The organism is Anabaena sp. PCC 7938, from assembly GCF_049315035.1.
Taxonomy (GTDB): domain Bacteria; phylum Cyanobacteriota; class Cyanobacteriia; order Cyanobacteriales; family Nostocaceae; genus Anabaena; species Anabaena cylindrica.
This window is the reverse complement of sequence record NZ_CP186034.1, coordinates 3,676,154-3,700,176: the sequence shown is the minus strand read 5'-3', so window position 1 is coordinate 3,700,176 and position 24,023 is coordinate 3,676,154. Positions and strand designations below refer to the sequence as shown.

Annotated in this window: 18 protein-coding genes; 8 read left to right on the top strand and 10 right to left on the bottom strand. The window is 40.3% G+C overall.

Annotated elements, in window-relative coordinates:
• Window positions 1-30: 30 nt before the first annotated feature.
• Both ACOWPH_RS16965 and ACOWPH_RS16960 read right to left on the bottom strand, forming a co-directional pair.
• Window positions 31-3,561, bottom strand: coding sequence for a CHAT domain-containing protein (locus tag ACOWPH_RS16965; protein WP_015216552.1), 3,531 nt, complete (start codon window positions 3,559-3,561; stop codon window positions 31-33).
• A gap of 178 nt (window positions 3,562-3,739) precedes the next feature.
• Window positions 3,740-4,414 (bottom strand): hypothetical protein, encoded by a 675-nt coding sequence (locus tag ACOWPH_RS16960; protein ID WP_015216551.1) that lies wholly within the window; start codon window positions 4,412-4,414, stop codon window positions 3,740-3,742.
• Window positions 4,415-4,645: 231 nt separating this feature from the next.
• Here ACOWPH_RS16960 and dnaX point away from each other — a divergent pair, with 231 nt between their 5' ends.
• A complete protein-coding gene (dnaX, locus tag ACOWPH_RS16955) occupies window positions 4,646-7,090 on the top strand; it encodes a DNA polymerase III subunit gamma/tau (protein ID WP_015216550.1) in 2,445 nt (814 codons plus the stop codon).
• A 328-nt stretch (window positions 7,091-7,418) separates the two neighbouring features.
• Here dnaX and ACOWPH_RS16950 read toward each other — a convergent pair whose 3' ends face one another.
• On the bottom strand, window positions 7,419-9,329 hold the full coding sequence (locus ACOWPH_RS16950) for an acetate--CoA ligase family protein (protein WP_015216549.1): 1,911 nt from the start codon (window positions 9,327-9,329) through the stop codon (window positions 7,419-7,421).
• Between the two features lie 566 nt (window positions 9,330-9,895).
• Between ACOWPH_RS16950 and ACOWPH_RS16945 the strand changes: the two genes are divergently transcribed.
• Window positions 9,896-10,735 carry a cyanophycinase gene (locus ACOWPH_RS16945; protein WP_015216548.1) on the top strand — a complete coding sequence of 280 codons (840 nt, stop codon included), beginning with the start codon at window positions 9,896-9,898 and terminating at the stop codon, window positions 10,733-10,735.
• A 32-nt stretch (window positions 10,736-10,767) separates the two neighbouring features.
• Here the strand turns inward: ACOWPH_RS16945 and ACOWPH_RS16940 are convergent, their stop codons facing one another.
• The 5 genes from ACOWPH_RS16940 to ACOWPH_RS16920 all read right to left on the bottom strand — a co-directional run bounded on the left by ACOWPH_RS16940 (window position 10,768) and on the right by ACOWPH_RS16920 (window position 16,981).
• The gene (locus tag ACOWPH_RS16940; protein ID WP_015216547.1) at window positions 10,768-11,985 is read right to left on the bottom strand and encodes a M20 family metallopeptidase; all 1,218 of its coding nucleotides are present in this window, start codon (window positions 11,983-11,985) and stop codon (window positions 10,768-10,770) included.
• A 350-nt stretch (window positions 11,986-12,335) separates the two neighbouring features.
• Window positions 12,336-12,593, bottom strand: a complete 258-nt coding sequence (locus ACOWPH_RS16935) for a hypothetical protein (protein WP_042465324.1) — start codon at window positions 12,591-12,593, stop codon at window positions 12,336-12,338.
• Complete coding sequence (locus ACOWPH_RS16930) at window positions 12,583-14,223, bottom strand: GspE/PulE family protein (protein WP_015216546.1); 1,641 nt, start codon at window positions 14,221-14,223, stop codon at window positions 12,583-12,585. The genes ACOWPH_RS16935 and ACOWPH_RS16930 overlap by 11 nt, the downstream gene beginning before the upstream one ends.
• A 282-nt stretch (window positions 14,224-14,505) precedes the next feature.
• On the bottom strand, window positions 14,506-15,183 hold the full coding sequence (gene bioD / locus ACOWPH_RS16925) for a dethiobiotin synthase (RefSeq protein WP_042466144.1): 678 nt from the start codon (window positions 15,181-15,183) through the stop codon (window positions 14,506-14,508).
• Window positions 15,184-15,262: 79 nt separating this feature from the next.
• The gene (locus tag ACOWPH_RS16920; RefSeq protein WP_015216544.1) at window positions 15,263-16,981 is read right to left on the bottom strand and encodes a protein kinase domain-containing protein; all 1,719 of its coding nucleotides are present in this window, start codon (window positions 16,979-16,981) and stop codon (window positions 15,263-15,265) included.
• Between the two features lie 993 nt (window positions 16,982-17,974).
• Between ACOWPH_RS16920 and ACOWPH_RS16915 the strand changes: the two genes are divergently transcribed.
• Window positions 17,975-18,991: a ribose-phosphate pyrophosphokinase gene (locus ACOWPH_RS16915; protein ID WP_042466143.1), complete on the top strand. Its 1,017-nt coding sequence runs from the start codon at window positions 17,975-17,977 to the stop codon at window positions 18,989-18,991.
• Between the two features lie 70 nt (window positions 18,992-19,061).
• Here the strand turns inward: ACOWPH_RS16915 and ACOWPH_RS16910 are convergent, their stop codons facing one another.
• Both ACOWPH_RS16910 and ACOWPH_RS16905 read right to left on the bottom strand, forming a co-directional pair.
• Entirely contained in the window at window positions 19,062-19,634 is a 573-nt protein-coding gene (locus ACOWPH_RS16910; protein WP_015216542.1) for an HD domain-containing protein, read from the bottom strand.
• Between the two features lie 125 nt (window positions 19,635-19,759).
• The gene (locus ACOWPH_RS16905; protein WP_015216541.1) at window positions 19,760-21,100 is read right to left on the bottom strand and encodes a serine/threonine-protein kinase; all 1,341 of its coding nucleotides are present in this window, start codon (window positions 21,098-21,100) and stop codon (window positions 19,760-19,762) included.
• 118 nt (window positions 21,101-21,218) lie between these two features.
• Here ACOWPH_RS16905 and ACOWPH_RS16900 point away from each other — a divergent pair, with 118 nt between their 5' ends.
• The 5 genes from ACOWPH_RS16900 to typA are packed head-to-tail and all read left to right on the top strand — an operon-like array spanning window position 21,219 to window position 23,909.
• Window positions 21,219-21,482 carry a hypothetical protein gene (locus tag ACOWPH_RS16900; protein ID WP_015216540.1) on the top strand — a complete coding sequence of 88 codons (264 nt, stop codon included), beginning with the start codon at window positions 21,219-21,221 and terminating at the stop codon, window positions 21,480-21,482.
• Entirely contained in the window at window positions 21,483-21,821 is a 339-nt protein-coding gene (locus ACOWPH_RS16895; protein ID WP_242043061.1) for a type II toxin-antitoxin system VapC family toxin, read from the top strand.
• Complete coding sequence (locus tag ACOWPH_RS16890; protein WP_242043060.1) at window positions 21,793-21,948, top strand: hypothetical protein; 156 nt, start codon at window positions 21,793-21,795, stop codon at window positions 21,946-21,948. Before ACOWPH_RS16895 ends, ACOWPH_RS16890 begins: the two co-directional genes overlap by 29 nt.
• 45 nt (window positions 21,949-21,993) lie before the next feature.
• Window positions 21,994-22,122: a hypothetical protein gene (locus ACOWPH_RS16885; RefSeq protein WP_422665600.1), complete on the top strand. Its 129-nt coding sequence runs from the start codon at window positions 21,994-21,996 to the stop codon at window positions 22,120-22,122.
• Window positions 22,119-23,909 (top strand): translational GTPase TypA, encoded by a 1,791-nt coding sequence (gene typA, locus ACOWPH_RS16880; protein WP_015216539.1) that lies wholly within the window; start codon window positions 22,119-22,121, stop codon window positions 23,907-23,909. The genes ACOWPH_RS16885 and typA overlap by 4 nt, the downstream gene beginning before the upstream one ends.
• Window positions 23,910-24,023: the final 114 nt, after the last annotated feature.

The following is a 24,023-nucleotide window of genomic DNA, read 5'->3' as shown; positions in this document are numbered from 1 at the left end:
TATTTTGTTACAAACTCAATTTTTCCTTGTTCAATTACATCCTGTAATGATAAATGTTGCCCAGTAATAAGGATTATTGTAAGGCTGTTTATAAGATGCTAATTTGCTATGTTTATCAATTTGTGTGGCTACATAGTTTCTGAGTTGGAATTCTTCTGGATGCAAATTAGGTAATAAATCTTCATACCATGCAATTAGTTCTACAACTGTTATATTTCTCAACCAAGTTGTTGCTTCAGCTAAGGATATAATTGGTGAATGATGAGTAAGTAATCTGCGGTAAAACTCTATAATTACTAAATTAGTTACCGATGATTCTACAGTCCAAATTGTACTTACCACATAGGGAACACCTGCATTTAATAAACCAGTGGCTAAACCTACATACTCACCGCTGATATTCTGATTTTTATTAATCACATTTTCAGAATTGGTGAGGGTAAAAAGATTGTAATTTGTAAAAGTCTGTTGGTTAATTTGTTCTAAAGTCAGTTTGTCTTCATTGGCTAATACCAAAGCAGATTTTCGGACTTCACTCAAATTGTTAATAGCATGGCCAGTAAAATGAAAGATGTTGTAATCTGCCACTAAAGCATTTTCTAAATTATCTCTGGTGACTTGTGTACCTTTGATATGCTGGGCATAATCAAACATCTGTCTCACAATTACAGATGCAAACTCCGAAGAGTCTTTATTATCTAAGCTTGCGGGATTTTCTACACTCAGAAATTTTTGTTGTTGCCAATTTGATAATGAATTTGTTTTCAGGTTAAGCCCTATTTGAATACTGGGTAAATAGTTGATGGTGTAATTTGGCAAATCTGGCTGATGAAGAGGAAATAGTGCTTGCAGCGGCAATTTATGTAAATCACGATGGGGAATTAAAATCAGGTTAGTGATACATTCAAGTTCCTGAATAATTGTGGAAATATTTAGAATGTTTTGCAGTTTTAATAACCTCTGCTCTATCTCCCAATTACGAGAATGATAGTGATTATTTGCTGGATATTCTTTTTGCCAATTTTCTAACCAGGCTTCAAATTCAACTAAGCGTTTTACTGCTTCAGGTATGGCTTCTATATCTTGTATTGGCGTTAATAAAAGAATGGGTGAAGGGGCTTGATCTTTTATAATAAATGTGTGTAAAGCTGCTGGGCTGAGATGCCAGTAGATTATTGCTGTTGTTGGATTAAGTAGTTGTTGAATTGCATCATAGTTAGGGAAATAAATTTCTTCACTCCAACTAGAAAGCAGTAATTTTAAACAGGTATTTTTACCTTGTTCGGCAATTTCCCAAGCTTCTACTAAATCACCAACATTTACGGCTAAATCAACGGCCAATTGCTTTAGTCCTGCAAATTTGAGAGCTAGTTGTTTTTTACTTTGTTCAGGACGGGTTGTTTGATTGAGTAATTGTTGTAATAAATCTAGTCCTTGTTGTTGTATTTCTTGGGCTGATGCTGTTTGTCCTAAACCTACGAGTGTTTTGGTTAGAGATTGCAAAACATCTAGATGCAATTCTGAAAAATCTTCTGCTGTGAGAGTTAATAGTGCTTGTTGGTATTCAGATACTGCTTTTTGCCAAAAATAGCGGGGGATGGGTTGTTTTTTACCTTGTTCGTAGTGTGTATTGCCCATTGCTAGATGCAATCTTCCCCAACCTTCGGGGTGGGTATCGGGACGAAGATATTTTAATCCTTCTTGATATGTGGCTAATTTACCTTCATAGCCGCGCTGATTGAGGGCTGGGTTGGATGCTGCGATGCTACTGGGTATATTCAGGGGTAATTTGTCATTAACTAAGTTAGCAACGGCTCCAGCGCGACCTAGCCACGCTTCCCAGTAGTCTAGTTTGATTTCTAAGGCGCTATCATAGCAAGCGATCGCTTCAGGAAATCTATCTAAGTAAAATAGGGCTACGGCTTGGTTGTACCAGGCGGGATGAAAATCAGGCTTAATAGTTATGGCTTGTTGATAGGAAGTGATGGCTTCTTCACGTCTTCCTAGGTTCTCTAAGGCTATGCCTCGGTTATAGCAAGCTAGGTAAACGTCAGGTTGAATTGACAAGGCTTGATCCCAGGATTCAATGGCTTCTGACCAACGTTTTAAGCTAAATAACACCACACCCCGATCAATCCAGACTTCGTGATAGTCGGGTTGGATATCTATGGCTCGGTCATAGGATGCGATCGCATCTTCGTATTGTTCACCCACCGCTAGGGCTACCCCTCTGTAATACCAGGTTTCTTGGTCATGGGGTTGTAATTTCAGGGCTTGGTCATAACTAGAAATGGCTTCCCAAATTAGTCCTAACTTCAGCAGTGCTAAACCGCGACTAGACCAAGCTTCTTGGTAATCGGGTTTAAATTGGATAGCTTGATCAAAAGAAGCGATCGCATTATCAAAGTCTCCAAACTCCCCTAGAATACCCCCTCTGTTGTACCAGGCCTTGTGGAAATCAGGTTTTAGACTCAGAGCTTGGTCATAAGCTGCGATCGCTTCGGTGAGCCGTTGTAAATGAAATAGTGTCAACCCTTGGTTAAACCAATATTCATGATCTTCTGGTTGCATTTTAGTAGCTTGGTTATAAAAAGCCAATGCTCCCAATAAATCCCCAGATTTAGCTTGCTGCAAACCTTGGTAAAACCATGCTTGAGCCTGATTAGTCACAGTCAATTGAAACGATGGCCGTTCAATAATGGCTTGGCTTTCACGGATTGCTAGTTCCGAAGCTAGTTGTTGAACTAAATTAGTACTTTGCTCCAACCGCACCACCAACTCATCTAGAGTGTGTGCAACCTGCGGCTCTAAATTTACAAGCGATCGATCCCAATTCTCTGTCAAAGAAGAAGATGCAACTTCTTCTAATTCCTCAACTGTTGAAGCTTCTTCTCCAACATATTCAAAAACCACAGCCTCAGATAAATCTGCTTGAGCATCTTCATAACTCAATTCTTCTGAGTTAACCCATATCTGCTCCAATATTGGGGATGCGGCTGAGGTATGGACAGTTTCATCTTGATCATGTTCCCATAACTTTTCACCCAAATCTCTCAGCAATTTTTGCCCAGGAGTCTCTTCTAGCAATGGCTTTACTGCTGCTGCGGCTGTCACCTCTACTGGTTCAGAATTTGATACATATTCTTGATTTAAGAAATCACGTCTCAATAATTGGATACCAATTTCAGCCGCAAGTTCACCAACTCTGCCGACATTTAGTTCACCTAGTTGCACCATCCGCGTTGCTATCTGATTATTTGGCGCTGGTGACGCTAACAATTTTTCACCAAATATCAGCAGCCAATCTATCCAGCGTTCAACAGTAATCCGAGGTTCCATCCGCTGCAAATACTTCAGCGCCCATTGTTGTCCTCGTGCTTGATGCACACCTTCCAGCAGCTGGTTAAACAAAACTTCCAGATCCGCATTGGTTAATTCTGGTGGAGAGTTTACCACCCTATATCCCTTATCAGCGTCGGCATCATGAGTCCGACGACTGTGAAAAGGGTACTTCAAAAAACTGTTAAGCCACTGCAATAGCCACCTGAGCATTTGCCACATTCTTGGATTTTCTTTCTCCTAGATTGTAGCCATCGTTGTGTCAAAAAAATCATGAATCACCTAACAGACCTGGCAATTAACCTAGACTGCGTTGATATAGCAATAAAAACTATACAAAACTTTATCAGTAAACAAAAATTACTCCTACTATTCGGCACGTAATACTCAATACTCAGTACTACTCAACAGATGTCTGGGATTGATTCAAAAGTGTCTGGATAATAATTTCTGGATCATCAGTTTCAATTGCCAGATCTTGGGCAATTTGCTGACGGAGGCTTTGATCCTCCTGCAACATCACAAACAATTCATCCCAGGTTAGAGTTTGGTATTCTTCATCTAGAAAATTCCCGTCATCTGCTTCTGTTGATACTACATAGGTGATTGACGACGCTGAAGTAGTTGGGCTGATAGTATCTGGCCCGTCATATTCCCAAATCGGTTCACCTTGATTGCGTGTCAACAACTGCATTCCAATATCATAGGCAAGGTCGCCAATTTCACCAATGTCTAACTCACCTAGCTGTACTAACCGCGCCGCTAATTCATTATTGGGTGTACGAGATGTTAATAATTTTTCGCCAAACTGTTTTAGCCAGTCTAGCCATCGTTGAGTCGTGACGCGATGCTCAATTTTATGTAACCAGTTTTGCGCCCAAGCCTGGCCTCTAGCTTGATGAACTCCTGCCAAAAGTTCTGTGAACAGAAATTCTAAATCCGTATCACTTAGCAGTGGTGCTACTTCTTTCTGCACATCTTTTGTGAGTGGAATGAAATTTTGTTTGTTACGAAAGAACGGCTGAAAAAATTTTTTCAGCCACTGAATTAGCCGCTTGAGCATCTGCTGCACCATTGAGTGTTGCTTCTAAAATTTTAGCGATGTGGGGGACAAGCCGCTATCCATTCTCGACTGGAGACTAGGAACTATAAATCATAAAAATCACATTCATTTATTTGTAATAAGTAAATTTACTAGCATAAATTTTTCTCAAGGGGGAAATCGCCATGAGTTGTTAAAATAGTTAAACCCCGCACTCGACTGGGTGCTACGAATTAACTATCAAGGGCATTGAAATTTCTCTCCATGTCTTACGAACCCCTACACCACAAGTATCGCCCGAAAAGTTTTGCTGAATTGGTGGGACAAGAAGCGATCGCTACTACCCTCACCAATGCGATTGGCTCATCTAAAATTGCCCCTGCCTATTTATTCACTGGCCCCAGAGGTACGGGGAAAACTTCTAGCGCCCGAATTTTGGCAAAATCTTTAAATTGTCTTAAAAGTGACAAACCAACTGCTGAACCCTGTGGAGTTTGTGATAGTTGTCAAGGCATTGCTAAAAGCTATTCTCTCGATGTCATAGAAATCGACGCTGCTAGTAACACTGGTGTCGATAATATCAGAGAATTAATTGAAAAGGCACAATTTGCCCCTGTGCAGTGTCGCTACAAGGTTTATGTAATTGATGAATGCCTCACAGGAGATTCATTGGTTTTAACCGATGAAGGGCTTGTTCGCATTGATAACCCCAGTATTGAAGGCAAGAAAGTCCTTAGTTACAATGATTCATCTGGCAAGTGGGAATTCAAAAAAATTGTTCGTTGGTTAGACCAAGGAGAAAAGCAAACCTTAGTTATCAAAACCACTAACCGCGACATTAGATGCACAAGTAATCATTTAATCAGAACAGAGCAGGGATGGATACCAGCAAGAGACGTAAAAGAAGGTGTGAAGATACTATCTCCTGTGAATGTGGATATTCCATACCCGCAATGGACTACAAATTTGGAGAAGGTCGAATCTGTTCACCTCGCTGGAGTTGAGCAAGTCTATGATATTGAAGTTGAGGATAATCATAACTTTGTAGCTAACGGGCTTCTAGTCCATAATTGTCATATGTTAAGTACCGCAGCCTTTAATGCGTTACTGAAGACACTAGAAGAACCACCTAAGCATATTGTTTTTGTTTTAGCGACAACCGACCCCCAGCGCGTATTACCAACAATTATTTCTCGTTGTCAAAGATTTGATTTTAGACGCATTCAGTTAGATGCGATGGTGAAGCATTTAAACCATATTGCTTCCCAAGAAAATATTAATATTTCTGCTGATGCTGTCACCTTAGTAGGACAACTTGCTCAGGGAGGCTTGCGAGATGCGGAAAGTTTACTAGATCAATTAGCTTTAGTTGCTGGGGAAGTGACACCAGATCAAGTGTGGGATTTAGTGGGTTCAGTCAGTGAAAAAGATTTATTAGGTTTGTTAGATGCGATCGCTCAAGATAATTCCGAAATCGTCCTAGACTCTACCAGGCAAATCCTAGATCGGGGCAGAGAACCCATCATAATTCTCCAAAATTTCGCTGCCTTCTATCGAGATTTACTCATAGCCAAAACCGCCCCAAATCGTCAAGATTTAGTCGCTTGTACTCAACAAACCTGGACAGCACTAATTAACTTTGCCCAAAGGTTAGACATAACCACCATTTTGCGCGGACAGCAACACCTCAGAACCGCAGAAGTTCAACTGAAAAACACCACCCAGCCCCGTTTGTGGTTAGAAGTCACATTACTCGGTTTATTACCTAGTGCCAATATTCAGCCACAAGCGCCCAGTATTCCTCAGCAAGTAAATACACCTGCGGTATCTCCAACTTCTTACCAACCAGCTACACCACCACCAGCAGCTTATACCCAACCAAACTATCAATCAGCAGTATCTTCACCAGCAGCTTATACCCCAACAAATCATCAATCAATAGCAGCTACTCCACCACCAACATATACCCAAGCAAATCACAATTCAGCACCTAATACAGAATCTTCACCACCAGAACCTGTATATGCTAATCCTCCAACAGTGACACATCAAACCGCACCTTTGCAGGAAATCGCGGCAGGATCAGAGTATGACTTACCTCAAGTTTGGCAACAAGTGCGTGCTAATTTTCCCATGCCTTCCAGACAAGCTTTATTAGGGCAAATGTGCCAGCTAATAGAGTTCAATGGTATTGAAGCGCGTGTCGCTGTCAAAGGATTAAAATGGTACGAAACACTCAAATCTGACCTGCCAATGATGAAGGCAGCTTTTCAAAAAACTTTTCAGCGTGAAATCCTAGTAAATTTAGAACTAGCAACTTCATCAGGTTCCACCTCAGCCAGAAAAAATCCTCCCCCGCAAGATTCCACTCGCGTTCAACAGCCACCAACCACACCCAGCTACAACCAGCCAATTCAACCTCTAACACCAGCACCAGCACCCCAACCACAACAAACCCAACCACCACCAGCACCAACAATAACTGAGCCTGTAGCAGCTAACACAGCCCCTGTCCAAACCCTATCACCCCCACCAACCCAAACACCTGTGCCAACTTGGGATCATGACGAATTGGCAAATGCGGCTAAAAGTCTGGCAACTTTTTTCTCTGGGGAAATTATTCGCCTCACAGATGATACTTTCGATTTATCAGATGCTACACCTTCAACAGAAGTTGAGATATATGAATCAGATTATGACTATGATTAAAGGGCAGGCAAGACTTGTACTGAGCTTGTCGAAGTATGCATAACCCACCGGAGTTAAGTGAATATTTTTTATTACTTTTTGGTTACAAAATATCTCGTTCCTAGTCTCTGACTAGGAATGCCATCAGAGAGGCTCTGCCTCTACTATAACTGAATAGCACAACGTAATATTAGTCATGGAAGGCAGAGCCTTGAGAATTCATTCCCATACAGAGTATGGGAACGAGAATTGAGTAAGTTTGATATAACGTCATTACAACATTTTCCATTTAAGTTCACAACAATGAGCATTGCGCTTTAACCCTACTGACTCCTTCTTCAATTTCTGGTTACAAAATCGAGCTAATTTCCTTCAAATAAACCCTCGTAAAAGGTTCATCAGCACCCAACGTGTAATCTTCAATTAATCCTTGACGGCGAATAGAAACCTCTTGTTCTTTCTTCATCACCTCAATTGAATCATCACAAATATCTCTGACTAACATCATCTCAGTTTCACTGGGATTATCCAAAACAACAATATTGCTTCCCTGGTAAAACATCCCATCTTCTTCCAGAAGATCTTCTGAGTATTCAACAATGAGTAAATCAAGTTTGGGATTACGCAACAAAGTTTGGACATTACTATTGTAATCTTTTCTCAATACCTTTTGGGAACGATTGACGAAAATTCCTTGACGACAAATAGCCCCAATTGTCCATTCAGGATGTTGTGAAAGAATGTGATCAATTGTTGATTGTAACTCACTTAAATAAATTTGATTAAAAGTGATAATGGGAATTCTGGAATCTCTACCAGACTGAAAAAAAGTTGACAAAATCTGAGCAGGAACATCAACACTTTCACCCATTGCCGGGTTAAGATGCATTAAAATTCCCGGTGCAGAGTTAATTTCTAAGATAGCAAAGTTACCAGTTTTCCAAGATTCAGAAATATTTTCAGCAATGATATCAATTCCCAAACAAGTGAGGCGAAAATATTGGGCTATATCTTGAGCCAGGATGATATTATCATGGTGAATTATTTTTGTAGCATCAATACTTGTGCCACCAGCGGAAAGGTTAGCAACTTTACGCAAATAAACAGTGCGATCGCTTTCAATGATACTATCCAACCTCAAACCCTGTTCATCTATATACCTTTCTAGCGCCTCATCAATCTCAATCCTACTCATCGGTGAAGTTGGTGTATCCCAACGTTCCGGTTTGCGATTTTCCCGTCTAATTAATTCTTTGACAGTTGCCGAACCATCACCCGTAACTGATGCCGGACAGCGTTCTGTAGCAGCAATAAATCTACCATTAACACACAGTAACCGAAAATCTTTTCCCCTGATACTTTTCTCCACAATAATTCGCCTTGGCTGTTCTTCAGGAATCGCTATCGACGCTCTACTATAAGCCGATGCCAACTCTCTCACATTCTGCACATCAGGAGTTACACCAATTCCTTTATGACCTACTACCGGCTTAACAGCAACTGGGTAGCCAATATCTCTGGCTACCTCCACAGCTTCCTGTTCAGAAAAAACAATTTTGCCCTCTGGAATCGGGAAACCCAATTTGTGTAAAAATTCTTTACAATCATCCTTGCGCGTGGAAAATTCTGAATCTATATGACTATCACTATCAAAAGTAGTCGCTACTCCCCGCACCAGTTTTCTACCAAAACCATATTGCATTAATCCCTCTTCCCATAAATAGAAAGCGGGAATACCTTGGTTATAAGCCGTCTGGAATAAAGCATAAACCGTGGGGCCGCCGTAAGCAGATAAACGAAATCTGTTTTGCAGTTTTATCAACCCTTCTTCAAACAAAAACTCCTCATGTTGAGTAATAGTTTCCCACCAATCCCAAACAAAATAAACTACTGCTCTACTTGTCAGTTCATGTAGTGATTGGATGCTAATTCTGACAAAATCCTGCTCAGGCTTGACACTCCAGTGATTGAGGTGCAAACCCATATCTAATTTTCCCACTTCGGAAACAACACGAGCAAACAAATCAGCATAGGAATTATATGTCTGCTTGCCTAAGTGAGAATACATCTTGCTAATATCGGCAACATATTCTTCTATCTTTAGTGGCTCTCCAAACCCAGTTAAAGCGAAATCAAAAACTAATGCACCTCTATCTAAATAGGGATTTGGACCAATGTAATATTTTAAATTAAAAATGTCGAAGACATCAGTTGTTCTGGCATTGATGCGGATGACATCGCTGCTTTGTGTTTGAATCATTGATAATAAACCTTTCTCTAAACACCCTGGAATTTAAATTCTGGCTTTTTTGTATTACTAAAGTTTAGTTACACAGAATGATAATTTCAGCTATCTCAGGGCATAATTTCAACCACATCACCCCAGAATTCAGTAAAGATAAAACACAATGCTCATGAGTCTCAATTTACAGCCAAATTCTTACCATATCTCGTTCCCAGTCGGAGACTGGGAATGCTATCACAAGGCTCTGCCTTCCTTTTGCGACAGATATAGGCAGAGCCTTTAGAATTCATTTCCATACAAAAGACATCGACCGAATTTAAATATGCGTATCCTAGAACCTTGTAGAGACGTTCCATGGAACGTCTCTACATTCTTTTCCGGAGAGGTCTAGAGTATAGGAATGAAAAATACTGTATATCCCACATTCAGCAGATGAAACCAGAAAAAGAGTAAGAGAAATACAAATAATTTATTTATTCCCTGTTTCCTGTTGCCAGTTCCTTGTTATCTACCAAAGGAAAGATTTCATTGTTTTCCCATCATGTTTTATTGAGATTACATAACTCAAAACAAGAGGCATTATGTCTGAGAATCAAAACAAAGGACAATTAGTAATTATTGGTGGTGCTGAAGAAAAAAACGGAGATGCACCGATTTTACGAGAGTTTGTCCGCCGTGCTGGAGGTGTAAAAGCCAATATTGTAATTATGACAGCCGCAACGGAATTACCTAGAGAAGTAGGAGAAAAATATATTGAAGTATTCCAACGTTTAGGAGCTTCAGAAGTTCGTATCATTGATACGACGACCCGTGAAGATGCATCCTCGTCTACAGCATTAGAAGCAATTCATAGAGCAACAGGTATCTTTTTTACTGGGGGAGAGCAAGCGAGGATTACTAGTATTCTCAAAAATACTGAAATTGATGCAGCCATTCACAAAAGACATTCTGAAGGTGCTGTTGTCGCTGGGACTAGTGCAGGTGCTGCTGTGATGCCAGATAAAATGATTGTAGAAGGTGACTCTCAAACCAGCGCCAGATTAAACATTGTGGAAATGGGGCCTGGTCTTGGTTTTCTCCCTGGTGTCGTCATCGATCAGCATTTTTCTGAACGCGGACGTTTGGGACGTTTAATTACTGCTTTGGTACAAGAACCTGTAGTTTTAGGCTTTGGTATTGATGAAAATACGGCTATGGTAGTATCCGATGGACAGATAGAAGTTTTTGGTGAGGGTTCAGTCACGATTGTTGATGAATCAGAAGGTACATATAACAATATGGATCAAATATTGAAAGATGAACCCTTAGCTGTTTGTGGTGTGAAGCTGCATATTTTGCCCCATGGTCACAAATTTGACTTGAAAACTCGTCAACCTATTTTAGATCGTCAAACTTCTGTTACTAGAATGAGCGTGACATAAGCCATACTCCTAAATTTCTATATTTTTATTGTTCAGCTAAAAAATTTTTCTACACACCTAACAAACATTTCTACACCCATGACTAAAGCGGTTTCATCAAAGTCAAATCGGGGATGATGATGGGGATAATTTAACTTTTTCTCTGCATTAGCTGAACCTAAAAAGAAATAACAACCTGGAACTGCTTGCAGGAAAAATGACATATCTTCACTACCCATAATTTGGCATTCTGGGATGATACCTAAAGGGGTTTCTACAACTTCTTCGGCTACATTTCGCACTAATTCTGCCATCCCGATATCATTAATGACTGGAGGGTAAAGATTGATATATTCCAATTCATAATTTGCACCATGACTTTGGCAAACTCCAGCAATGATTTGCTCAATACGTTGTTTAAAAAAGCCAGCTAAATCAGTATTAAAATATCTGACTGAGCCACTCATTCTGGCTGTATCAGCAATGACATTCATTCTGGTGCCGGCGTGGAGTTCACCTATTGTCACCACCGCTGAATCTAAGGGGTTGACGTTTCTGGCAACAATGGTTTGTAAGGCATTGACGATTTGGGCAGCAACGACGACTGAATCAATAGTTTGATGGGGTAATGCGCCATGTCCACCTTTACCTAAAATGGTGCAGTTAAAGAAGTCTACAGCAGCCATAAAACCGCCCGAACGGACTCCTACTGTACCAATAGGAAGATCATTCCATAGGTGTAACCCGATAATGGCCTCAACATCTGGGTTTTTGAGTACCCCTGCTTCTATCATGGGTTTTGCACCTCCTGGCCCTTCTTCTGCGGGTTGGAAGATAATTTTCACCGTTCCAGCAAAGTCTTGACGATGGTGATGGAGATAGTATGCTGTTCCCAGTGCGATCGCTGTATGACCGTCATGTCCGCAAGCGTGCATCACTCCATTATGCTGTGAGCAATAGGTCACTTCATTCTCTTCTTTAATTGGTAAAGCATCCATATCAGCACGAATTGCTAAAACTTTACCATGCTGAGATTTTTCACCTTTGATAATGGCGACAATGCCAGTTTCGGCTACACCTGTTTGATGTTCAATTCCCCATTGTTGCAACTTTTGAGAAATAAACTCAGCCGTTAATTTTTCTTGAAAACCCAATTCTGGTTTTTGATGTATGCGTCTTCTCCATTCTATTAATTGCGGTTGTAAAGTACGAATTTGAAACCGCACATTAGCAAGATTTTCAGTAGAAGAATTTGGGATTGTAGAAATCATTGTGAAGACAACTAAATATAAATAGATTTGACTTTAGCGTAAGAATTCAGGAGTCAGGAGTCAGGAGTCAGGAGTCAGAATGCTTATGAAATGAAGAATAGAAAGAAGTGAAATTTTATCAAAATCATCAAAGTTGACTTAAAAAGCCTTTATTCTCTTGACTTGGAGTATTCTCTATCCTGAATACTTACCACTTTAGCTTATAGCGTTTCCCACTAAGCGTGATATACAAAATTACCCCTCCCCAACCCTCCCCTTACCAAGGGGAGGGTGCGCGACAGCGCGGGTGGGGTGTATTTCATAAGCTTGGGAATTGCCATATCTTACTCCATAAGATATATTCCATCTGTCTATAGTCTCAAAACATTAGTTAACAGGGGATTTTGTAAGGATTCATTCAGGATACATAATGTTTGATATGGCAGGAAACAGAAGAGAAAAATATTCTTCATCCTGACTCCTGACTCCTGACTCCTGACTCCTGACTCCTGACTCCTGACTCCTGACTCCTGACTCCTGACTCCTGACTCCTGACTCCTGACTCCTGACTCCTGACTCCTGACTCCTAAAGGGATTTCTTCTTTAAATCCATAATTTTCAAACAGCATATTTGCGAGATAAAGCACTATGAGGCAAAACCCTTAGCACTTCTTCTAATGTTGTCACCCCAGTTGTTACCTTTTGGGCAGAAGAGACACTAAAGGAAGTAAACTTAATCTCCTTGAGATAAGAATGTAGCTGAGTCATTGTTCCTTCATAAATCAACTCTCTCACCCTATCATCTACATTTAGTAATTCCACAATTGCTTCTCGTCCTAAATAGCCAGAATCAAAGCATCTAGGACAACCTTTCCCCCGCCGCCAGCCTTGGGTTGTAGCTGGTGTTGCTTCTAGTCCCAGTTTTTGCAAATCTGCTGTTGTAGGGGTGTAGGGTTCTGTACAGTGGGGACAAACTCGACGCACTAAACGTTGAGCAACAATACCTAAAAGAGCATCGCTGATTAAACCTGGATCTGGGCCAATATCTTTTAACCGGGGAATTGTGCCTACAGCATCATTAGTGTGGAGTGTAGTAAACACTAAATGTCCAGTTAAAGCGGCTCTAACGGCTGTTTCTGCTGTTTCATGATCTCTAACTTCTCCTAACATAATCACATCAGGATCTTGGCGGAGAATCGCTCGTAAACCCGCTGCAAATGTCATACCGGCCGCTTCGTTGACTTGGGTTTGGGTGATACCTGATAGGACATATTCTACTGGGTCTTCCACTGTCACTACATTAACTGATTCGGTGGCGACTGCTTGCAAACTGGTGTATAGCGTGCTGGTTTTACCTGAACCAGTTGGCCCTGTGAGGATAATCATCCCCTGGGGTTGGCTTAACCAGCTTTTATAAGTCTCCAATGCAGATGCAGAAAAGCCGAGTTTGGTAATATCAGAGAAGGGATTGCGCTGGGGTAGCAAGCGGATGACCACTTTCTCCCCACCGACACAGGGAAGGGTGCTAACTCGCATATCTAATCCCACGTCTGATGAATCTCCGACAGCATACTTTTGGCTAATGCGCCCATCTTGAGGGCGACGGCTTTCACCAATATCTAGGTCAGACATGACTTTGGTGGCTACAACTATTCTCCGACTCACTTCTAAAGGGAGAGTGGTAATATTTCTCAGTACGCCATCAATGCGATAGCGGACTCTTAAACCTTCTGACATTGGTTCAAGGTGGATGTCACTAGCGCGGTTGCGTAAGGCACTACTAAAAAGGGTTTTGACTCTTTCTATTTGGTCAGATGCTTTGGAGAGATAGAGTTCTGCAACTTCGGAAATGTTTTCTATTTCCGATTCTTTGGTGAGGGGATTGATTAATGAATCTGCACTAATTTTATTGAGGTCGAGTTTTTGTGTCAGAAACCAAGATTTATAGCTTTTTTCGCTAATGGAAATAATTTTAATTTCAGTGAAAGTGCGATCGCACAATTTCTTTATTATATCTGGTATCAGAGTCACTGGACTCCCCAAATAGTAACAGTTACGCCAAAGTATGAGGGGAATGACTGGAGGTAATTCTTGGGGATTGGAAAATAATTTAAAAAACCGATAACTAACTTCTATATCTAATAATTCCAAGTTAAGTTTTCCTGCCTCATTTACCAAAAGACTGATTGCTTGTTGGCAGTCAATTTCTCCCTTTTTTAGTTGTTGCCAAGGAGATGGAGTATTAATGACACTTTGCATAGGGTTTAAATAATAGGAGAACAGAATTAGATCCTGAATAACCAATTTTCCCAAAAATGTTTAATTGCGTAATAAAAGTTTACATACTTAGACAAAATTAGGCTACAGGTGTCATTTTCTATGTTACCCACATAAGTTCCCTAACCCATCAAATTTTCTCAAGTAAGGGACTTCCAAATAAAAAATCTCTCAAACCCTTATTCTCTCGCTCTTAAAAATCATAACTCCGTTCGCGTAGCGTCTCCGAACTCCGAACTCCGAACTCCGAACTCCGAACTCAGGTTACGTTAATATTTCCCAGTCTAAATTAGATCCAATTTCAGCAAGTTTATCTAAATCAGTGGGATTTTCTAAATAAGGTAAACAACCTAAAACGGGTATGTGAGTAAATGATTGAATTAACTGTGGTGGTGTTAAATCAGCTATTTCTGCTTCTGTGCGGGGTTGGGTACAGTTGAGAATAATTCCACGCAGATTAACTTTAGTTTGTCTAGCTAATGCTACATTAGCCACGGCTTGAGCGATCGCACCTAATCTTACTGGCACAACCAAAACCGTTGGTAAACGCCATTCACCCGCTAAATCTGCCACCGTCAATTCATCAGTAACTGGTGAACCCAATCCTCCCAAAGACTCCACCAGCAGAAAATCACGTTCCTTTTGTAACTTTAGTAGAGTCTGCCAAACCAAAGCTAAATCTATAGTACGATTTTCTTTCGCTGCTGCAATTGGTGGAGCTAGAGGTGCTTGAAAATACAAAGGTGTAATCTCTTCTGGCGACTGATTTAGTGTAAAAAGAGTCTGATAAAGTTCACTATCACCGACACCAGATTGAATCGGTTTCATAATCCCCAAGCTGCTTTGAGGGTAATATTTTTGCCGATAAGCTGCCAAGGCTGTGGTCAAAAAAGTTTTGCCAGCGTCCGTATCAGTCCCTGCAATTAGTAATGTGTTTAACAATTTATTTACCAAGAATTACCTTTGTTTACCGAAAATTCTGCCCTGCAATTTTCTTGCAGGGACTACTTATAACTTAGCGTTAATTTTGTTGATCAAATCCTGGTGTTGATGTTGTTTCAGGTAATTGATTATTGTTTTCTGCATCTGTAGTCGGAGTTTCCGTTGGTGTCGGTGTTGGTGTCTCTTCAGGTATAGGAGTTTCCGCTGGTGTTGGTGTCTCTACAGGTGTAGGAGTTTCCGTTGGTGTTGGTGTCTCTACAGGTGTAGGAGTTTCCGTTGGTGTTGGTGTCTCTACAGGCGTAGTTAGTGTTGATAAAGCAACACTGAGACTGTAATAACTTTCAGCCACTCCCTCGGACAGACTTAATTGAATAATATATTTACCACTATCTAGTAAGATGCCCTCATATGATGCAACTGGTTGAGACTGTCCATCAATTGGTTGACCATTGGGAGTTAATACTGTTAGCAAAATCCCAGATCCTTGGTCAACAGAAACCGTTAATTTTTGCCCAGCTTGAGCCGCAAAACTATATTGAATTATGTCATTTACTTTAAGAGTATCCTCGACTGTAGCAGTATTCAACCTGCCTAATTTCAGGCGTTTTTGATATACAACAGATTGGGTATTAGTCGGTGTAGGTGTAGGTGACAGTGTAAATGTAGTATCAGGAATTACTGGTGAGGGAAAATTCTGGGGTACAGATGTTCCTTCTGATGGTTGTTGGGATTGATTGCGAAAAGACTTGACTATTGCCCAAGAACCAAATCCCGCTAAGATAACTACAGCACTGCCAATAGCCCCAATTGCTAACGGTTTATCGAGGATTGAACTAGTTTGTTTTGGACTAGTTTGTTGAGCATAAATTACAGGACGAGGTTTTTGAGGTGATGGTGGTTGCGGGCGATTACCAACAGCGAGAGTTTGTACATAGGAGATATTGGTTTGAGGAACATGGGGTTGATCTAGTGATTGCAAAGCTAATTGCACTTGTGCCGCACTTTGAAAGCGATCGCTTGGAACATAGCTTAACATTCGCTGTAATACTTCAGCAAAACGCGGATTAATCGTTACCCACTGCTGCCAATTCCAACTCACTTTAGTTTCATCAAATAAATCTGTCGGTTCTTTCAGCGTTAACAAAACAATGGCCGTTACCGCCAGTGCATACAAGTCACTATTGGGATAAGCTCTGCCTGATTGAATTTGCTCACTGGGAGAATAGCCCATTTTTCCCACAGTAGTTACCTGCTTTTGATTTGGCGCATATAATCTTGTAGCTAATTCTTTAACTACCCCAAAATCAATTAATACAGGTTTGTTGTCACTTTCTCGTAAAATCAAATTATCCGGCGAAATATCACGGTGAATAATCCCACAACTGTGGATGTATTCTAAAACTGGCAATAAAGAGTTCATCAACTCTAAAACTTCCGTCTCTGAAAAAGATTGACCAACAGCTTGGTGTTCAGCTAACAAAGTATGGTAAGTCTTCCCAGCAACGTAATCTTGTACCAAAAACAAGCGTTGATCCTGTTCAAATTTTTCCCGAAACTTCGGTATTTGTGGATGTTCAATTTGATATAAAGTCGCAGCTTCTCGCTCAAACAACTCTTTTGCCTTTTTTTCACTAGAAGCTCCCTTAACTGCGATCGTTAATTCCTTAATCGCACAAAGTTCGTTAAAGCGCCTCTGGTCTTCTGCAAGATAGGTTCTACCAAATCCCCCCTGTCCAAGAACGTGAATTATATGGTAACGATTTTGCAGGACAGTACTAACTGTAATGGGTGGTTGCATAATCAATTGATTAAGTGTAATGGCAACAGAGTTGGAAGATAAAGCTTAAAGGACTAATTATAGACAATATGACCTAGCTGTACCGATAGTTATAGCTGCGATCGCACAATGTCTAACGCATCTTTTGCAAAAAAAATGGTACATTACTATGCTAGTCAAGTTTGGCATCTTCATTTTAGCCACATTTTCCAATACAGCAGATAGCAGGTAGATAAGGGACAAAAATTGATCACTAAGCTGTGCTACACCCATACTTTTATTCCTAACTCCGTTCGACGGAGGCTCACAGCGAAGCCTTAATTCTGCTGTATATTGTTGCAGTTTCGATCATAATCCTGCCGTTAGCGTGAGCCGTGTATAAGCACTACATCATCACTTTTCGGAAATGATGTGGACTCTACACTTGACAGCTTTAACGTTTTAGTAGCGCATAGACCCTACAAAAACACCTCAGACCTTTTGTCTTTCTGCACTAATCTCTGAATTTAGCGCTAGTATCATAAAATAATTAGCTGCACCTTGGATGCCTATAGTAGATAACGCAAAACAGGGAACAAGTTTGAAAGTTATTTGGTGTCTGTAGCGTAGCCTAAGCCATATTTTATGATAGCAGTATGTTCTCATCCTACGGAAAACCTCTATGAAGCATAATTGTTCTAGTGCTTGAGAAATAATTTAATTATCACTTTATGTGTAAATCTTTTGTTATCAGTTATAAAAGAAACGGGTACAATAAATAATCTACTTACTAACTTCTTGAATATTCGCGCGGTTTACTTCAACACTTACACTAGAAACGATGGAACTATTTGAAAAAATAGATGTCAGTAAGATCCTCATTGGTTTTTTTACTCAAGCACTAGAAAAATTAGCAAATGTAATTTTATGGAGAAATATTTCTTTCTTTGTATAAAATCTTCAACAAAACTTATAGATTTTTTATTTTAGTCTATGTCAGTAAAATCTTCTAAATCTCTAAATGATAATATTGCCATGAATGCACATCGAGGATCTGCTGTGCTTAGTTCTGCGACTTTAAAAGTGCAACCAGCAACCACAGGAATAACAGAAAATCATCGCCTGCGGCTTTTTTCTGGCTCTGCTAATTTACAACTATCCCAAGAAGTATCTCGTTATTTGGGAATGGACTTGGGACCAATGATTCGCAAAAGATTTGCGGACGGAGAACTTTATGTTCAAATCCAAGAATCAATTCGGGGTTGTGATGTCTATTTAATTCAGCCCACTTGTCAACCTGTTAATGACCACTTAATGGAATTGCTGATTATGATTGATGCCTGTCGTCGGGCTTCTGCACGGCAGGTAACAGCAGTACTTCCATATTATGGTTACGCTCGTGCTGACCGCAAAACCGCCGGACGAGAATCAATAACAGCCAAGTTGGTTGCCAACCTGATCACACAAGCAGGTGCTAACCGCATTTTAGCAATGGATTTGCACGCCGCGCAAATTCAGGGATATTTCGATATACCCTTTGATCATGTTTATGGTTCACCAGTTTTGTTGGATTATCTGGTCAGTAAACAACTCCATGATATTGTAGTTGTTTCCCCGGATGTCGGTGGTGTCGCACGAGCCAGAGCATTTGCGAAAAAGCTCAATGATGCACCATTAGCAATTATTGATAAACGCCGTCAGGCTCACAATGTTGCTGAAGTTTTGAACGTCATTGGTGATGTTAAAGGCAAAACGGCTGTGCTAGTAGATGACATGATTGATACCGGCGGCACAATTGCTGAAGGTGCTAAATTACTGCGTCAAGAAGGTGCAAGTCAGGTATATGCCTGTGCTACCCATGCAGTTTTCTCACCACCTGCGATTGAACGCTTATCAAGTGGCTTGTTTGAAGAAGTTATAGTCACTAACACCATTCCCATTCCTGAAAGTGATCACTTTCCCCAATTAGTGACGCTTTCAGTGGCTAATTTACTGGGAGAAGCTATTTGGCGGATTCACGAAGATAGTTCTCTCAGTAGTTTATTCCGTTAGTCAACAAAACACTCTCATCCCAAAGGATGAATTATGAAATATGAAGGATGATTGTTTTCATCTTCGTCCTTCATGTTTTCTTTGTGGCTAAAGTTTCCAATTCTGTCACGACTCTTTCTAATTCTGCGACTAAGGGCGTGATTTGTTTTTTTCCAAAGGCATCCGCTAACGCTCGATAATACCAAAGTGTACCTTCTTTGCGACCTTGAAAACGTTCCCACACTGCATCACCAATCATGCGGTAATCTTTGACAATTGATCTGGCATTATGAAGTTTATCAGAGGCTGAAACTAGCAGCACTGAGGGGGAAGCGTTGTGAATATGGGCGATGTATTTTTCTTTACGTTCTCTCCAAGGTGGTTTAGGTGTGCTGTCTGCGTCTGTACAACCATCAACAATAGCGGTGACATTATCCCCAAAACGACGACGAATTTCTTCTCTGGTGGCTGCTCCGCCTTGATCTTCTATGGCATCATGTAATAAGGCTGCGATCGCTTCATCTTCGTTTGCACCATATTCTAAAGCTATGCTGGCTACTGCTAATAAATGGGTAATATAGGGAACTCCTGAACCTTTCCGCACTTGTTTTGCGTGCAGTTCGTGTGCGTAGGTGAGGGCTTGGGTAAATCTTTCTGATAGCATTTTTAGAGTTAATTTTTATCTTCTGGTTTGGTGTTGAGATTGGTAAGGAACGAACCGCGAAGGCGCGAAGGACGCGAAGGAAGAGAAAGAGGAAGAGAGAGTTATTACAAGTGTCAATTTTAAGATTAAATATTACATTGTTCTAATTTTGAAACTAAAGCCTTAATACGATCCAAATCACCATTCCAATAAGCACCAAACCAACCATCTTTCCACACAAAGCCCAAAAATTCTAGATAAGCAGGTAAATGTCCATCAGGAGCATAAATACTGAAATTATATTTAGAATATGGAAGCCATGATTTTTTAACACGCCACCCAACAATCGTACCAAATTGATCTACATTTCCTTGTGCATAATCCCAAATTATATGTTGGATACTAAAACCAAATTTACCTTTGCTGTAATTTATCCAGAGTTTATCAATTATACGAAATTCTTCACAAGAAATTTTTTTAATAGATTCGGAATCAAGCCAGCGTCCTTTTGTAGGACAACCTAAAGAAAGCATTAGATTACTGGTTTCTATATTTGCACCTATCCAGTTTCCATCCGCTAGTAAATCACGCAGTTTGTAATAATCAGATTTCAAAGAGGGAATAACAGGAAATGAGTTGCTTTGATTTGGAGGTGCAGAGTAAATTTTACTGACAACTTCTGAACCTAATAATTTTAGCCAACTTTCCACCGACTGAGGACGATTTTCTGGCTTGATTTCCATTCCTTTGATTATCGCTTGATTAACTCTATCACTAATACTAGAATTTATCTTTTTCGCTTCTGCCAATTCTGTACCAATAGCTCTCATTGGTGCTATAGTTGGTAATTCTCCAGTTAACAAAGAATACAAAGTTGCAGCTAAAGCATAAACATCTGTAAATTCTCCCCGTTTTGCTCTTGCATCATATTGTTCAATTGGTGCAAAACCATCAGATAATATTTTTGTATGAGTTTTTGTTAGATTTGGTGTAAATTCTCTCGCAATGCCAAAATCAATTAACACTGCTTCTGATTTACCAGAACGTATCATTATATTTTGCGGTTTAATATCTCGATGTAATAAACCATTATTATGAACTAGAGTTAACGCTTCTCCAATTTGTTGAATATATCGTAATGCTTCGGCTTCAGGTAAGACACCTTGATTTTCTACCAAACTTCCTAAATCTTCCCCATCAATATATTCCATCACCATACACCACAGAGAATTTTCATTGATGACTTCATGAATTTGGACGATATGGGGATGACTACATTTAGCTAATTTAATCGCTTCGTTGAGAAAGTCTTGTTGAAATTTAGCAAAATCAGAACGTCGTTGTATTGCATCATTCAAAGTCTTGATAACAACGAAATTTCCATTATTATCTCTAGCAAGATAAGTGATACCAAAACCACCTTCACCTAATTCTTTTTCTATGGTGTATTTACCATCTTGCAATTGCTGTCCTGATAACCAAGCCATAAGCTGTAAATTTATAGATTTATAAGTTAATTTTGGCACAATTTCAGTTATCAGTGCTAATTCCAGGTTATTATTTGCCTAAAATAGTAGAAAAACCTTTATTCCAAACTAAAAACCTATGCCACAAACCATTCTTAACGAAATTCTCAATCAGCTTGATAGTTTAGAACAAGATGAACTACAACAGCTGAATCAAGCTATCCAAATATGTCTGACTGATAAAGCACAAGCTAATCAAATCACAAAATTTCATCAAGCACTTTTAAGTTCTGGTTTAGTCAAACAAATTAAGCATCCTGCTGACAGTCAAGAACAAGAAAGAAAACTCATTCAGGTACAGGGTAAGCCTGTTTCTCAAACTATTATTGAGGAACGCCGCTAAATGGCAGTTTATTTCTTAGATAGTAGTGCGTTAGTTAAACGCTATGTTGCAGAAATCGGTTCAGCTTGGGTTGTGAGTTTGTTCGATCCTACTCTAAAAAATCATGTGTTTATTGCAGCTATTACTTCCGTAGAGATTACTGCGGCAATTAGTAGGCGATTTCGTGGTGGAAGTATCAGTTCTACAGATGCGACAACAGTATATTATCAGTTGAGAAATGATATCCAATCTGAGTATCAGGTTCTGGAAATTACAGACAGTATCATTAATTCTGGAATGGCATTGGCAGAAAAATATGGTTTACGAGGTTATGACGCAGTTCAATATAGCTGCTGGTAAAGCCATCAATACTCTTTGCATAGCAAATAATTTACCTTTATTGACTTTTATATCTGCTGATAAAGAATTAAATATAGCCGCTGCTAGTGAAGGTTTGCTTGTGGAAAATCCTAACAACCACCCCTAAACCCAAGAAATTCTCTTGCTAGTTATTCTCAAAACAACAATAATTGTGACAATTACGCTAGAATTATTAAAGGTTCGTTACAGATATCGGCAAATCATCCCCAATTCTGTTACAACAGCCAAACATTTAGCTACTAAATCTAAAAACACTAAAGTTCACCCCAAGCCTCTATGACGCTCCCAATTCGTAACGTCGCCATTATCGCCCACGTTGACCACGGTAAAACCACCTTGGTTGATGCTCTCCTCAAACAGTCTGGCATTTTCCGTGAAGGTGAAGACGTTCCGGATTGTGTCATGGACTCCAACGCTTTGGAGAGAGAACGAGGGATTACGATTCTTTCTAAAAATACAGCAGTTAGATATAAAGAAACCCTAATCAATATTGTTGATACCCCTGGACACGCTGACTTCGGTGGAGAAGTAGAACGGGTACTCGGCATGGTTGATGGCTGTCTGCTCATTGTCGATGCCAACGAAGGCCCCATGCCCCAAACCCGCTTTGTGTTGAAAAAAGCGTTGGAAAAAGGTCTGCGTCCTATTGTCGTTATTAACAAAATCGACCGTGGACAAGCTGATCCTCACGTTGCTGTTGATAAGGTTTTGGATCTGTTCCTAGAATTAGGTGCAGACGAAGATCAGTGCGATTTTAAATATCTGTTTGCTTCCGGTATGGCCGGTTTCGCTAAGGAAACCTTGGAAGCAGAATCGGTAGATATGCAGCCCCTATTTAATGCCATTCTTCGCCACGTGCCTGCACCTGTGGGAGATCCTAACAAACCTCTGCAATTGCAAGTTACCACCCTAGATTATTCTGAGTATTTAGGACGGATTGTGATTGGTAAAATCCACAATGGAACTATCCGCACCGGACAGCAAGCTGCTTTGGTGGTAGAAGATGGCAGTATTGTGAAGGGTAAAATCACCAAGTTGATGGGATTTGAAGGCTTGAAGCGGGTAGACATGGAAGAAGCTACCGCTGGTTATATTGTGGCTGTGGCTGGTTTTGCTGATGCTTACATTGGCGAAACAATTACAGATCCTAATGAACCCCTGGCTTTACCTTTAATTAAGGTCGATGAACCAACTTTACAAATGACCTTCTGGGTGAATGATTCACCTTTTGCTGGTCAAGAAGGTAAATTGGTAACTTCTCGACAAATACGCGATCGCTTATTTAGAGAATTAGAAACCAACGTTGCTTTGCGTGTAGAAGAAACCGACTCACCAGATAAATTCCTAGTTTCTGGTCGGGGTGAATTACATTTGGGTATCTTAATCGAAACCATGCGTCGTGAAGGTTTTGAGTTTCAAGTATCTCAACCTCAAGTAATTTACCGCACAGTTAACGGTCAACCTTGCGAACCTTTTGAACTTCTAGCATTAGATGTTCCCGCCGATGCAGTTGGTAGCTGTATTGAACGTTTGGGACAACGGAAAGCGGAAATGCAAGATATGCAGCCTGGTGGAGGCGATCGCACTCAACTAGAGTTTATCGTTCCCGCCCGTGGTTTAATTGGTTTCCGTGGTGAATTCATGCGGATGACTCGTGGTGAAGGCATCATGAACCACAGTTTCCTCGATTACCGTCAACTTTCTGGTGATATTGAACCTCGTAATAAAGGCGTTTTAATCTCCTTTGAAGAAGGTGTTTCTACCTTCTACGCCATGAAAAACTCTGAAGATAGAGGCGCATTCTTTATCAGCCCCGGAACTAAGGTTTACAGAGGCATGATTATTGGTGAACATAATCGCCCCCAAGACTTGGAATTGAATGTTTGTAAAACCAAGCAATTGACTAACCACCGTGCGGCTGGTGGCGATGAACTTGTCCAGTTACAAACACCCATAGATATGAGTTTGGAACGGGCGTTAGAGTACATCGCTCAAGATGAATTGGTGGAAGTTACACCTGAATCTATTCGTCTACGCAAAATGGCGAAGAAATTAGCGAAACGGTAATCCGCAGGGGTGGGGTTTCCCCACCCTCTTTCATTGGCGGTTAATCAATTTTGCTTATATCAATTTTTAGAAAATTTGTAGGCTTGACTGTTTTCGCATTAAGCAGCCCATATT